The 11,474-nt window shown below is 70.6% G+C and carries 12 protein-coding genes; 7 read left to right on the top strand and 5 right to left on the bottom strand.

Annotated elements, in window-relative coordinates:
- The first annotated feature begins 18 nt into the window (after positions 1 to 18).
- From ACIGA3_RS14495 to ACIGA3_RS14510, 4 genes are all read left to right on the top strand, one after another.
- Positions 19 to 2,538, top strand: a complete 2,520-nt coding sequence (locus tag ACIGA3_RS14495; protein WP_399714645.1) for a nitrate- and nitrite sensing domain-containing protein — start codon at positions 19 to 21, stop codon at positions 2,536 to 2,538.
- Positions 2,535 to 2,972 (top strand): roadblock/LC7 domain-containing protein, encoded by a 438-nt coding sequence (locus ACIGA3_RS14500; RefSeq protein ID WP_399714648.1) that lies wholly within the window; start codon positions 2,535 to 2,537, stop codon positions 2,970 to 2,972. The genes ACIGA3_RS14495 and ACIGA3_RS14500 overlap by 4 nt, the downstream gene beginning before the upstream one ends.
- An 18-nt stretch (positions 2,973 to 2,990) precedes the next feature.
- Entirely contained in the window at positions 2,991 to 3,404 is a 414-nt protein-coding gene (locus ACIGA3_RS14505; RefSeq protein WP_399714650.1) for a DUF742 domain-containing protein, read from the top strand.
- Positions 3,405 to 3,595: 191 nt separating this feature from the next.
- A complete protein-coding gene (locus ACIGA3_RS14510; RefSeq protein ID WP_031180290.1) occupies positions 3,596 to 4,198 on the top strand; it encodes an ATP/GTP-binding protein in 603 nt (200 codons plus the stop codon).
- 7 nt (positions 4,199 to 4,205) lie between these two features.
- Here ACIGA3_RS14510 and ACIGA3_RS14515 read toward each other — a convergent pair whose 3' ends face one another.
- Complete coding sequence (locus tag ACIGA3_RS14515) at positions 4,206 to 4,634, bottom strand: PPOX class F420-dependent oxidoreductase (protein ID WP_399714653.1); 429 nt, start codon at positions 4,632 to 4,634, stop codon at positions 4,206 to 4,208.
- Positions 4,635 to 4,726: 92 nt separating this feature from the next.
- Between ACIGA3_RS14515 and ACIGA3_RS14520 the strand changes: the two genes are divergently transcribed.
- Positions 4,727 to 5,140: a roadblock/LC7 domain-containing protein gene (locus ACIGA3_RS14520; RefSeq protein WP_399714655.1), complete on the top strand. Its 414-nt coding sequence runs from the start codon at positions 4,727 to 4,729 to the stop codon at positions 5,138 to 5,140.
- Positions 5,141 to 5,264: 124 nt separating this feature from the next.
- The gene (locus ACIGA3_RS14525; RefSeq protein WP_399714657.1) at positions 5,265 to 6,329 is read left to right on the top strand and encodes a DUF6397 family protein; all 1,065 of its coding nucleotides are present in this window, start codon (positions 5,265 to 5,267) and stop codon (positions 6,327 to 6,329) included.
- Here the strand turns inward: ACIGA3_RS14525 and ACIGA3_RS14530 are convergent.
- Positions 6,316 to 7,182, bottom strand: coding sequence for an acyl-CoA thioesterase (locus ACIGA3_RS14530; protein WP_399714660.1), 867 nt, complete (start codon positions 7,180 to 7,182; stop codon positions 6,316 to 6,318). The genes ACIGA3_RS14525 and ACIGA3_RS14530 overlap by 14 nt on opposite strands.
- Before the next feature lie 19 nt (positions 7,183 to 7,201).
- Positions 7,202 to 9,715: a DEAD/DEAH box helicase gene (locus ACIGA3_RS14535; protein ID WP_399714663.1), complete on the bottom strand. Its 2,514-nt coding sequence runs from the start codon at positions 9,713 to 9,715 to the stop codon at positions 7,202 to 7,204.
- 145 nt (positions 9,716 to 9,860) lie between these two features.
- Here ACIGA3_RS14535 and ACIGA3_RS14540 point away from each other — a divergent pair, with 145 nt between their 5' ends.
- Positions 9,861 to 10,655: a metal-dependent hydrolase gene (locus ACIGA3_RS14540; RefSeq protein WP_399714666.1), complete on the top strand. Its 795-nt coding sequence runs from the start codon at positions 9,861 to 9,863 to the stop codon at positions 10,653 to 10,655.
- Positions 10,656 to 10,670: 15 nt separating this feature from the next.
- On the opposite strand, the gene ACIGA3_RS14545 is transcribed toward ACIGA3_RS14540, so the two are convergent.
- Together ACIGA3_RS14545 and ACIGA3_RS14550 are read right to left on the bottom strand one after the other, a co-directional pair.
- On the bottom strand, positions 10,671 to 10,934 hold the full coding sequence (locus ACIGA3_RS14545) for a type B 50S ribosomal protein L31 (RefSeq protein ID WP_399714668.1): 264 nt from the start codon (positions 10,932 to 10,934) through the stop codon (positions 10,671 to 10,673).
- 42 nt (positions 10,935 to 10,976) lie between these two features.
- The gene (locus ACIGA3_RS14550; RefSeq protein WP_399714671.1) at positions 10,977 to 11,447 is read right to left on the bottom strand and encodes a DUF5709 domain-containing protein; all 471 of its coding nucleotides are present in this window, start codon (positions 11,445 to 11,447) and stop codon (positions 10,977 to 10,979) included.
- Between the last annotated feature and the right edge of the window lie 27 nt (positions 11,448 to 11,474).

The following is an 11,474-nucleotide window of genomic DNA, read 5'->3' on the forward strand; positions in this document are numbered from 1 at the left end:
TGCCCGAGCGAGGAGGCCATGCGCCCACCCCGTAGCACCCCGAAGGCCGGACCGCCGGCGCAGTCCCCGACGCCGCTACGCGGCCGACGCGCGCATGCCGGGCCACCGGCCGACGAGGGACCGGACATGTACCTCGACATGTCGCCGGACTACGCGCCCCCGCGTGCGGGCCGCTGGCACATGCGCCCCCGGACCGTGCGCGCCAAGGTGGTCTGCCTCCTCATGGTGCCGGTGGTCTCCCTCCTCGCGCTGTGGGCGTACGCCACCGTGACCACCGCCCAGGATGTCTCCAGACTGCGCCAGTCCCAGCGCGTCGACGCCGAACTGCGCACTCCCGTCGCGGTCGCCGTCGCCGCCCTGCAAGCGGAGCGAGCCGCCGCCGTGCGGTACGCCGCCGAACCGAACGCGGCACGCGGGAACGACCTCCGCGGCCTCGCGGCCACCACCGACCGGGCGGTGGCCGAGCTGCGACTCGGCGACGACAGCACCGTCGCCGCCGGCCAGCAACTCCCCGCCGGAGTCGGCAGCCGTCTGGAGACCTTCGTCGGCGGCGCCGAGCAGCTCCGTACGCTGCGGGCCGCGGTGCTCGGCCGCGAGGCGGACTGGGCGAAGGCGTACGACCGGTACTCCAGGACCATCGACGCCGCGTTCGCCGTGGACGGTGCCCTCTCCGGCATCCAGCGGGCCGATGTCGGCTCCGACGCGCGCGTGCTGCTCGAATTCTCCCGAGCAGCCGAGGCACTGGCCCAGGAGAACGCCGTCCTCGCGAGCGCGCGCCCCGAAGACGAGCTTCGCGGCCGGCGGCTACGGCTGCTGGACGGCGCCGTCGCCAACCGGCGCGCCCTTACCCAGGTCGCCGTCGCCGACCTGCCCGGCGCCCAGCGCGCCGCCTGGAACCGCGTCGCGCACGGCAGCTCCTACCTCGCCCTCACCGCCACCGAGGACCGCATCCTCGCCGCGGGCTCCGGCGCCAAGGCGGGCGACACCGCGCCCGGTTCGGCCTGGGCCACCGCCCACGCGCGCGTGCAGGCGGACATGAGCACCATCGCGGCGGACACGAGCCGGGCGGTCGCGGGCCGGGCCGACCCGTTCACCCACGGGGTGCTGAGCCCGGCCGGCGCCGCCGTGCTCTTCGGCCTGGCCGCTGTCGTCGCCTCGCTCGTGATCTCGGTCCGGATCGGACGCACGCTCGTGGTCGAGCTGGTGAGTCTGCGCAACGACGCTCTGGAGATCGCCCGCCGTAAACTCCCGGCGGCCATGCGGAAACTCCGCGCGGGTGCGGACATCGACATCCGCGCCGAGGCGCCCGCCGGACCGCCCGCGGAGGACGAGACCGGACAGGTGGCGGAGGCCCTGACGACCGTGCACCGGGCCGCCCTGCACGCCGCGGTGGAACGCGCCGAACTCGCCAGCGGCATCTCCGGAGTCTTCGTCAACCTCGCCCGCCGCAGCCAGGTACTGGTCCACCGCCAGCTCAGCCTGCTCGACAGCATGGAGCGCCGCTCCGACGACCCGAACGAGCTGAGTGACCTGTTCCGGCTCGACCACCTCACCACGCGCATGCGGCGCCACGCCGAAAGTCTGATCATCCTTTCCGGAGCGGCACCCGGCCGGGCCTGGCGTATGCCGGTGTCCCTGACCAATGTCGTCCGCGCGGCCGTCTCCGAGATCGAGGACTACGCGCGCGTCGAGGTCCGTCAGCTCCCCGAGGCGGCTGTCATCGGAGCGGCCGTCGCCGACCTCACCCACCTGCTCGCGGAACTGGTCGAGAACGCCGCCCAGTTCTCGCCGCCCCACACCCGCGTGCGCGTGTCCGGTGAACCGGTCGGCAACGGCTACGTCCTCGAAGTCGAGGACCGGGGCCTAGGCATGAGCGCCGAGACCCTCGTGGAGGCCAACCGGCGTATCGAGCAGTCCGAGACCCTCGACCTCTTCGACAGCGACCGCCTCGGCCTCTTCGTGGTCAGCAGACTCGCGGCCCGTCAAGGCATCAAGGTGCACCTGCGCACCTCTCCGTACGGCGGCACCACCGCCGTCGTGCTCCTGCCGACCGCCCTGGTGCACCAAGGCACTTCGGAGCAGCCCGCGGAGAAACCCCCGGCCGACCGAGAGCCGGAACGTGAGTACGCGCGCGTGCCCGACGTTCCCGCGCCGGCCCCGGTCGCGGTGACCACGCAGGCCGAGCGGCCCGCCCTGGCCGCCACCGTGCCACCGCCCGCCGAACCCGCCCCCGACACACCGCCTCCCGGAGTCAGTACCTTGAGGCCCCACCGCCCGCCGGCCGACTCCGAATCCTCGGACGACCTTCCGCGCCGCGTACGCCAGGCCAGCCTCGCGCCCCAGCTCCGCAAGGAGCGCCCAGCCGAACCGGCAGCGGAACCCGAACCTCCCGGCGACGAGGGGCGGACCCCCGAGATCGTGCGGGACCGCATGGCGGCCTACCGCGACGGCTGGGTACGCGGCGGCGGCCGCCGCCCCGGCCGCGTCGCACCAGCGCCCATCACGGGCAGCGACAGCACCGAAGGAGAACCGGCATGATCCAGGAGCCGAACACGACCGCGAACCAGCGATCCGGCGAACTCGACTGGCTCCTGGACGACCTGGTCAGGAGGGTGAGCGAGGTACGCCATGCCGTCGTGCTGTCCAACGACGGCCTCGCGGTCGGAGCCTCCACCGGCCTCGGCCGCGACGACGCCGAACACCTCGCCGCCGTGGCCTCCGGTTTCAACAGCCTCGCCAAGGGCACGGGACGCCACTTCGGCGCGGGCGGCGTCCGCCAGACCATGGTGGAGCTGGACGACGCCTTCCTCTTCGTGGTCTCCGCGGGAGACGGCTCCTGTCTCGCCGTCCTCACGGCGGCGACCGCCGACATCGGCCTGGTCGCCTACGAGATGGCGCGCCTGGTCAGACGCGTGGGCGAACACCTCTACACCGCCCCGCGCGTAGCCTCACGGCCGCCCGCAGCCGGCTGACCGGGAAGGCCGGAACGGATGACCGAGAACCCGCCGGGCGACCTCCGGGACGAGGGCAGCCAGTGGTACGACGGCGAGGCCGGGCCACTGGTGCGCCCCTACGCCATGACCGGCGGACGCACCCAGCCAGGCCCCACCGGCGTGCCCTTCGACCTCATCGCCCTCGTCACCCTCGACCCCGCCGCGCCTGGCACGGACGAGGACAGCACGCTCGGTCCGGAACACCGGACCCTGATCGAGCTGTGCCGCGCCGAGACACAGTCGGTCGCGGAACTCGCGGCGGACGCGGACCTGCCCGTGGGAGTGGTCCGAGTGCTCCTGGGCGACCTGCTGGAACTGGGCTGCGTCACCGTCAGCCGCCCGGTGCCGCCCGCCCAGCTGCCGGACGAGCGGATTCTGCGCGAGGTCATCGAAGGGCTGCGGGCCCTGTAGATGAGCGTTCACGACCGACCCGGCGCCTCTTCGATCGCCGCTCCGCACGCTTCCGGTGATCAATCGGCCGGAAGTCGGTCACATCTGGTGCTTTTCAGTCCGAACCCCCGAGGCGGTGTCGAAGTTGTCATGATGCTGACCTCACGCCCCGAGTACGTCGACCGCAGCCGGCCCTCCCGAGAGAAGTGATCATGGCCTCTGAGCACGTCGAAGCCGCCGACGACATCTCCGCGCTGGCGCTGAAGATACTGGTGGCGGGGGGATTCGGTGTCGGCAAGACCACCCTGGTCGGCTCCGTCAGCGAGATCCGGCCCCTGCGCACCGAGGAACTGCTCAGCGAGGCGGGCCAGCTGGTCGACGACACCGACGGCGTGGACCACAAGGTCACCACGACCGTGGCCATGGACTTCGGCCGCATCACCATCCGCTCCGGCCTCGCCCTGTACCTGTTCGGGACGCCGGGACAGGACCGCTTCTGGTTCATCTGGGACGAACTCTCGCAAGGGGCCCTCGGAGCCGTGGTCCTCGCCGACACCCGCCGTCTGGAGGACTGCTTCCCGGCGGTCGACTACTTCGAGCACCGGCGCATTCCGTTCGTCGTCGCCGTCAACTGCTTCCCCGGCGCACGCCCCTACGGCGCCCATGACGTCTCGCGCGCCCTCGACCTGGACCAAGGGACACCCGTGGTGCTCTGCGACGCCCGCGACCGCGACTCCGGCAAGGAAGTGCTGATCCGCCTCGTCGAGTACGCCGGGCGCATGCACACCGCCCGGCTTCTCGACTCGGTGAGCTGAGCCCGCCTCAGTCCGCGAGGTCCCGCACGGCGACCACGTGATCGATGTGCACCCTCACCAGCAGTTCACCCGGAACGCCGTTGCGGGCGCCGAACTCCTCGGCGCGGTCCTCGCCCATGTACCGCGCGGCGATCCGGGTCGCCCACCGGCGGATGTCGTCCAGATCCTCGGACAAACGGGCCTGGCCGTTCAGCACCACGAACGAGAACGGCGGCCGGTCGTCGTCCACGCAGAGCGCGACCTGTGGGTCACGGGCGAGATTGCGCCCTTTCACTGTCCCCGCACCGGTGTTGAAGACCAGCTCGTCACCGTCGAGCAGGAACCAGATCGGGGCGATATGAGGGCTTCCATCGGCCCTTACGGTCGCCAGCTTGCCGGTTCGGGTGCCGTGCGAGACGAACGCCCGCCATTCCTCGTCGGTCATCTTCTGTGCCATACGCCCATCCTGCTTGCCCGGACGCCGGAGGTGGGGAAGGCTTGCGGAAAGCTCCTCCAGCCAGGGGGAGAGGCCACACGGGGAGACGGAACATGGCGCAGAACCAGGGACTGGGATGGCTCCTGGACGATCTCACCCAGCGCGTGGACCACGTGCGGCACGCGCTGGTGCTCTCGAACGACGGACTGGTCACCGGGGCGAGCACCGGACTACGGCGCGAGGACGCGGAGCATTTGGCGGCCGTGTCCTCCGGACTGCACAGCCTGGCAAAGGGCTCAGGGCGCCACTTCGGCGCGGGCCGCGTCCGCCAGACCATGATCGAGTACGACGACGCCGTACTGTTCGTCACCGCCGCCGGGCCCAGTAGCTGCCTGTGCCTGCTGAGCGGTGCGGAGGCGGACATCGGCCAGATCGCCTACGAGATGACGCTGCTCGTGAACCGGGTCGGCGAACACCTCGGCGTGAATGCCCGGCAGCCCGAACACACTCCGGTATCCGACCTCTGACCTGCGGATTCACGGGAGTTCGGAGGGTTATCCACAGGCTCGCCACGGAGTGCGCGGCTCCGGCTACGGTGTGTGCACGGCGAACGCACAGGGCGTGAGCCGGACTCCACGGGGGAGCAGAGCCATGCCGGGAACCACCATCGCATCCGTGACCACCCTGACCCCAGAACGCCCCGCGCACTGCGCACCGATCCGCGCGGCTCGAGAACTGGGTCTCAAACGCTACGAGTTCGACCTGGCCGTCCAGCTCGGCCGCATCCGCACCGTGCCCGACGTGGGAGGCGGTGGCCGACGGGTCGCTTGGGAGGAGGTCGCCCGTCTCCAGGCGCAGGCCGGCTTTCCCGAGACGCTCCGGGCGCGGGTGCGGATCGTGGGCACCAAGGAGGGCGCCTCACTCATGGGCGTCTCCGAAGGCAGGTTCGCCCGGCTCGCCCGACTGGGGCTGCTGGTGCCGGTGCGCTTCTATCTCAACCGGTACCGGGCCGTGGTGTGGCTGTATCTGGCCGAGGAACTCAGGCAGTTCGTGGCGAACGGTGACCACGCCGACCTGATCAAGGGCAGGACGCCCGAGACACTCAGGAGCCAACTGACGTCCGGGCTCGATCTGCGCCCACGCAACTGGCGGGGACGACACCTCGGATTCCTTCTGCGCCAGGCCGAGGACCCGTGGACGCGAGCCGGAGCCATCGCCGCCTTCCTGCCGGGCGCGGAGATCGCGGAGATCGTCAAGAGTCCCTATGAACGGGCTCGATTGGACCGGCTCCGGCCCTCCCTGCCCGGCCATGGCGCCCCCGGGTCCCCCTCCGCGCTGCTCAGCGAGGAGATCATGACCGCGCAGGACGCGGACGAGATCGCCTGGCTGAGCGCGGACTTGGCGCGACAACTGGAGGCGACGCGCGTGCCGACGCCCGTCTCATCACCAGCCCTGGGCCTGCGCGATCACGCGACGCGACGGCCGCGCGTACGGCGACTGCCCACCGCGCCGGTGGTGCGAACGCCCGCACCGGCAGCGCCGAGCGACATCGCCACGGCGCGCGTCTGCCCCGAGGAACCGACCTCCCGGCCGCTGCCGCGAGGCGGCCACGCGCCCGCACCGGACGCGCCGCGACCGCCCCGAGGGCTGCTGACCTGGCTGTGCCGCAGAACCCCTCGGAGCGCGCCGCCCGGAGACCACGCTAGAGGGACCTGAACAGGCCCTCCTGGACGACCGACACGAGCAGTTGCCCGTGCACGTCGTAGATGCGCCCGCGGGCCAGACCACGGCCGCCGATGGCGATCGGGGACTCCTGGTCGTAGAGGAACCACTCGTCGGCGCGGAACGGACGGTGGAACCACATGGCGTGGTCCAGCGAGGCCATGTCGAAGTTCCGCTGACCCCAGAGGGGCTCGACCGGAATACGGACCGCGTCCAGCAGGGTCATGTCGCTGGCGTAGGTCAGCGCGCAGGTGTGGACCAGCGGGTCGTCACCGAGCGGCCCGACCGCGCGCATCCACACGGCGCTGCGCGGCTCGGCGCCCTCGATGTCATCGGCGTTCCAGCGCAGCCGGTCGACATAGCGGATGTCGAAGGGCTGGCGGCGCGCCATCAGCTCCAGCTGCTCCGGCAGCGCGCCCAGGTGCTTCCGGATCTCCTCGGCCACCGGCGGCAGCGACTCGGGGTCCGGTACCACACGGGCCGGCGGCAGCTGGTGCTCGAACGGTCCTTCCTCAGGCTTGTGAAAGGAGGCGGTCAGATTGAAGATCGTGCGGCCCTGCTGCACGGCCGTGACGCGCCGTGTGGTGAACGAGCGTCCGTCACGGACGCGCTCCACCTGGTACACGATCGGCACGCCCGGCCGGCCCGGACGCAGGAAGTACGCGTGCAGCGAGTGCACGGGGCGGTCGCCTTCCGTGGTGCGCCCCGCGGCGACCAGCGCCTGGCCCGCCACCTGGCCGCCGAAGACCCTCTGGAGGGACTCCTGCGGGCTTCGGCCGCGGAAGATGTTGACCTCGATCTGCTCCAGGTCGAGCAGGTCGACCAGGCTCTCGGCCGGATTCGTCATCGGTGGGTTTCTCCTGTGTTCACAACTGGCCGACATCGGTGACGCGGACGACCGCACGGCCTTCCGCGTCGGAAGCGGCGAGATCGACTTCCGCGCTGATGCCCCAGTCGTGGTCATCATTGGGGTCGTCGAAGATCTGGCGGACGCGCCACAGACCGTTCTGCGGCTCCTCCTTGATCACCAGCAGCTTGGGGCCGCGGGCGTCGGGGCCGGTGCCGAGGTCCTCGTACTCGTCCCAGTACTTGTCCATGGCCTCGCCCCACGCGTCCGCGTCCCAGCCGGAGTCGGCGTCCATCTCGCCGAGTTGGTCGACCTGGTCGAGAGCGGCCAGCTCCACGCGGCGGAAGAGGGCGTTGCGGACCAGCACACGGAAGGCGCGGGCGTTGGTGGTGACGGGCTTCACCTCGTCGGCCTTCTCCTGGGCCTCCTCGGCGGTCATCACCTCGGGGTTGGCCAGCTGCTCCCACTCGTCCAGGAGGCTGGAGTCCACCTGGCGGACCATCTCACCGAGCCACTCGATCAGATCCTGCAGGTCCTCGGACTTCAGGTCGTCCGGGATGGTGTGATCGAGGGTCTTGTAGGCGCCGGCCAGGTAGCGCAGGACGATGCCTTCGGTACGCGCCAGCTCGTAGAGGGAGACCAACTCCGTGAAGGACAGGGCTCGCTCGTACATGTCGCGGACGACCGACTTCGGCGACAGCGGGTGGTCGCCGACCCAGGGATGGCTCTTGCGGTACGTGTCGTAGGCGTGGAAGAGCAGCTCTTCCATCGGCTTGGGGTAGGTGATGTCCTGGAGCCTCTCCATGCGCTCCTCGTACTCGACGCCGTCCGCCTTCATCAGGGCCACGGCCTCACCGCGCGCCTTGTTCTGCTGGGCGGCGAGGATCTGCCGCGGGTCGTCCAGGGTGGACTCGACGACGGACACCATGTCGAGGGCGTAGGACGGCGACTCGGGGTCGAGGAGTTCGAAGGCGGCGAGCGCGAACGTGGACAGCGGCTGGTTGAGCGCGAAGTCCTGCTGGAGATCGACCGTGAGACGCACGATGCGGCCCTCGGCGTCCGGCTTGTCGAGCTTCTCGACGATGCCGCCGTCCAGCAGCGAGCGGTAGATGGCGATCGCGCGGCGGATGTGCCTCAACTGCTGCCTGCGCGGCTCGTGGTTGTCCTCCAGCAGGTGGCGCATCGCCTCGAAGGCGTTGCCGGGCCGGGCGATCACCGACAGCAGCATGGTGTGCGTCACCCTGAACCGCGAGTTCAGCGGCTCCGGATCGGCCGCGATCAGCTTCTCGAAGGTGTTCTCCGTCCAGCCGACGAAGCCCTCCGGAGCCTTCTTGCGCACCACCTTGCGGCGCTTCTTCGCGTCGTCCCCCGCCTTGGCGAGGGCCTTCTCGTTCTCGATGACGTGCTCGGGCGCCTGCGCGACGACCAGTCCGGCGGTGTCGAAGCCGGCGCGCCCGGCCCGTCCCGCGATCTGGTGGAACTCGCGGGCCCGCAGGGTGCGTACCCGGTTCCCGTCGTACTTGGTCAGCGCCGTGAACAGCACGGTGCGGATGGGCACGTTGACGCCCACGCCGAGGGTGTCCGTGCCGCAGATGACCTTCAGCAGACCGGCTTGGGCGAGCTTCTCCACCAGGCGCCGGTACTTGGGCAGCATGCCGGCGTGGTGGACGCCGATGCCGTGCCGTACGTAACGGGAGAGGTTCTGGCCGAACTTGGTGGTAAAGCGGAAGTTGCCGATCAGCGCGGCGATCCGCTCCTTCTCCTCACGCGTGCACATGTTGATGCTCATCAGCGCCTGGGCGCGTTCCACGGCCTGCGCCTGCGTGAAGTGCACGATGTACACCGGAGCCTGCTTGGTCTCCAGCAGTTCGGTGAGCGTCTCGGTGAGCGGGGTGAACCGGTACTCGTAGGAGAGCGGTACCGGGCGCGTGGCCGAGCGGACCACGGCGGTGGGGCGGCCGGTACGGCGGGTGAGGTCCTCCTCGAAGAAGGACACGTCGCCGAGCGTGGCCGACATCAGGATGAACTGGGCCTGCGGCAGCTCCAGCAGCGGAATCTGCCAAGCCCAGCCCCGGTCGCCCTCCGCGTAGAAGTGGAACTCGTCCATCACCACCTGGCCGATGTCCGCGTTCTTGCCGTCACGCAGCGCGATGGACGCCAGAACTTCGGCCGTGCAGCAGATCACGGGCGCGTCGGCGTTCACCGAGGCGTCGCCGGTCAGCATGCCCACGTTCTCGGTGCCGAAGATCTTGCACAGCTCGAAGAACTTCTCCGACACCAGGGCCTTGATCGGAGCGGTGTAGAAGGTGACCTCGTCGCGGGCCAGCGCCGCGAAGTGCGCGCCGGCGGCGATCATGCTCTTACCGGAACCGGTGGGCGTCGAGACGATCACGTTCGCCCCGGACACCACCTCGATCAGCGCCTCTTCCTGGTGGGGATAGAGGGTGAGGCCGCGATCCTGGGCCCACGACTCGAAGGATTCGTACAGGGCGTCGGGGTCGGCGGTCTGCGGCAGCTGATCGATGAGGGTCACGCCCCCATCTTGCCTGGCCGTGCCGTCAACCGGGGAATCGGCTGTGGGCGTCAAGATCATGGAGGCTACGCTGTGTCGCCGACGGAGCATCAGTACCGCAGGTCAACTGGACAGCGGCACACGAGGAATGGGGCGGGACGCGGCCATGATGGGACCAGCACACTCACTGTCGGGGGCCGCGGCCTGGCTCGGCGTCGGAGCGGCGGCCGCCGCCTTCGGACACCCGATGCCCTGGCCGGTCCTGCTGGTGGGTGCCCTGATCTGTGCGGGCGCCGCGCTCGCCCCCGATCTCGACCACAAGGCGGCCACCATCTCGCGGGCCTTCGGCCCCGTGTCCCGCTGGATCTGCGAGATCGTCGACAAGCTGTCGTACGCCGTCTACAAGGCGACCCGGAAGCCGGGCGACGCGCGCCGGTCGGGCGGTCACCGCACCCTCACCCACACCTGGCTGTGGGCAGTCATGATCGGCGCGGGCAGCTCCTTGGTGGCGATCACCGGTGGCCGCTGGGGTGTCCTGGGCATTCTCTTCGTGCACATGGTGCTGGCCATCGAAGGTCTGCTGTGGCGGGCGGCACGTGGTTCCAGCAGCGATGTGCTGGTCTGGCTGCTCGCGGCGACCAGTGCCTGGATCCTGGCGGGAATGCTGGACAAGCCGGGTCAGGGTGCCGACTGGCTGTTCACCGCCCCCGGCCAGGAGTACCTGTGGCTGGGCCTGCCGGTCGTGCTGGGCGCCCTGGTCCACGATCTCGGGGACGCGCTGACCGTGTCCGGCTGCCCCGTCCTGTGGCCGATCCCGGTGGGCCGCAAGCGCTGGTACCCGATCGGGCCGCCGAAGGTACTGCGGTTCCGGGCGGGCAGCTGGGTCGAGCTGCGGGTGCTCATGCCCGCGTTCATGCTGCTCGGGGGAGTGGGCTGCGCGGCGGCCCTCAACTTCATCTGACGAAGCGCCCCCCCGTCAGGCGGTAGCGTCCGGGGGCTTCCCGCCGTACCGGCGCTCGAACCGGTCGATGCGCCCCTCGCTGTCGAGCGTGCGGGCCTTGCCGGTGTAGAAGGGGTGGCTCTCGGAGGAGATCTCCACGTCGATCACCGGGTAGGTCTCGCCGTCGTCCCAGTCGATGGTCTGTTCGCTGACCGCGGTGGACCGGGTGAGGAAGGCGTAGCCCGCCGAGCGGTCACGGAAGACGACGGGACGGTACGCGGACTGCTTGTCCTGCTGCATGGCGGCTCCTCGCACGAGTCGGTGGGACGGGAGGCTTCCGGATCAACCGGGAAGGGAGTCCTCGTCGACGATGTGCACAGCGGCCTCCTCTGCGGAGGCGGCGCCCCCGTCGATGCCCACATCGGTGGCCACGAGCGCGCTCTCCTCGTCCTCGTGCGTGCCCTCGTCGGGGGCCACCAGGCGCCCCGAACGCCGGAGACCGACCTCGTTGTCGAGCAGTTCACCGTCGGTGCCGTCGCAGTCACCGAGGCCGTCGCCGTCGGGGCCGGCCAGATCGGGCAGCTCCTCGGCGAGCCGCTGGTCCAGCGTCTCCCCGGCCGCGCGTTCCGCCGCCGTCACGCCCTCGTGCTCGACCGCCCACGGCCGCTCGGGAGGGGACCAGCCCCGGTCGAGGGGGTCGTCGACACCGTCGGCGTCCAACGTGTCCTCGACGTCGAGCACACCGGAGTCCTCCTGGATCTCGTCGGTGCCGGGCTGGTAGACGTCGTCACCCCATCCGTCGGCGCTGTTCACGGGAACCTCCATCCGGTGAGCACGGCC

Source organism: Streptomyces sp. NPDC085596 (assembly GCF_044541565.1).
Lineage (GTDB): Bacteria > Actinomycetota > Actinomycetes > Streptomycetales > Streptomycetaceae > Streptomyces.

Coding starts and splice junctions, on each gene's coding strand:
- ACIGA3_RS14515 (WP_399714653.1), bottom strand. CDS start 4,634: ATGGCACAGAAGATGACCGACGAGGAATGGCGGGCGTTCGTCTCGCAC.
- ACIGA3_RS14500 (WP_399714648.1), top strand. CDS start 2,535: ATGATCCAGGAGCCGAACACGACCGCGAACCAGCGATCCGGCGAACTC.
- ACIGA3_RS14495 (WP_399714645.1), top strand. CDS start 19: ATGCGCCCACCCCGTAGCACCCCGAAGGCCGGACCGCCGGCGCAGTCC.
- ACIGA3_RS14540 (WP_399714666.1), top strand. CDS start 9,861: ATGATGGGACCAGCACACTCACTGTCGGGGGCCGCGGCCTGGCTCGGC.
- ACIGA3_RS14505 (WP_399714650.1), top strand. CDS start 2,991: ATGACCGAGAACCCGCCGGGCGACCTCCGGGACGAGGGCAGCCAGTGG.
- ACIGA3_RS14530 (WP_399714660.1), bottom strand. CDS start 7,182: ATGACGAATCCGGCCGAGAGCCTGGTCGACCTGCTCGACCTGGAGCAG.
- ACIGA3_RS14525 (WP_399714657.1), top strand. CDS start 5,265: ATGCCGGGAACCACCATCGCATCCGTGACCACCCTGACCCCAGAACGC.
- ACIGA3_RS14510 (WP_031180290.1), top strand. CDS start 3,596: ATGGCCTCTGAGCACGTCGAAGCCGCCGACGACATCTCCGCGCTGGCG.
- ACIGA3_RS14520 (WP_399714655.1), top strand. CDS start 4,727: ATGGCGCAGAACCAGGGACTGGGATGGCTCCTGGACGATCTCACCCAG.
- ACIGA3_RS14545 (WP_399714668.1), bottom strand. CDS start 10,934: ATGCAGCAGGACAAGCAGTCCGCGTACCGTCCCGTCGTCTTCCGTGAC.